Source organism: Pseudomonas sp. EL_65y_Pfl1_R83, from assembly GCF_963970695.1.
Classification (GTDB): domain Bacteria; phylum Pseudomonadota; class Gammaproteobacteria; order Pseudomonadales; family Pseudomonadaceae; genus Aquipseudomonas; species Aquipseudomonas tritici.
Window position 1 is genome coordinate 1 of record NZ_CAXAQI010000380.1, and the last position, 466, is coordinate 466.

Genomic DNA, 466 nt, shown 5'->3' on the forward strand with positions numbered 1-466 from the left:
CGTCGAGCGCTTGGTCTTGCCCTCCATCCGCTTGGCCTTGGCGGCTTTGGAGGGCTTGGTGGGGCGGCGACGTTTGGGGACGATGGTCGCTTCGCGGATCAGCTCGATCAGGCGTTCGCGCACCTCCTGGCGGTTGAGCAATTGCGAACGTGCGCCTTCGCTGCGCAGCACCAGCACGCCGTCGCGCGTGAGGCGTGATCCTGCCAGCACCGCCAGCCGGTTCTTCACCGCATCGAGCAGCGATGGCGATGCGCCGACATCGAAGCGCAACAGCACGGCGCTTTCGGTGGTGTTGACGTGCTGTCCGCCGGGGCCCCCGGCGCGGGTGAAGGATTCCTGCAGCTCGTCGCTGTCGATGCTGATCGATCGGGTGACGGGAATGGCGACCATGTGCGTCCTCCTAAAACATGCGCAGGCGTTGGTCGATTGGTTGCGGGCTTGTTCCGTCCCTCATGCTTCGCCAAAT

At 65.0% G+C, this 466-nt stretch carries 1 protein-coding gene; it reads right to left on the reverse strand.

The window, feature by feature from the left end:
* Positions 1–390, reverse strand: a 390-nt coding sequence (arfB, locus tag AACY08_RS29405) for an alternative ribosome rescue aminoacyl-tRNA hydrolase ArfB (protein ID WP_339472598.1), incomplete at its 3' end; no start/stop codon positions are given.
* Positions 391–466: the final 76 nt, after the last annotated feature.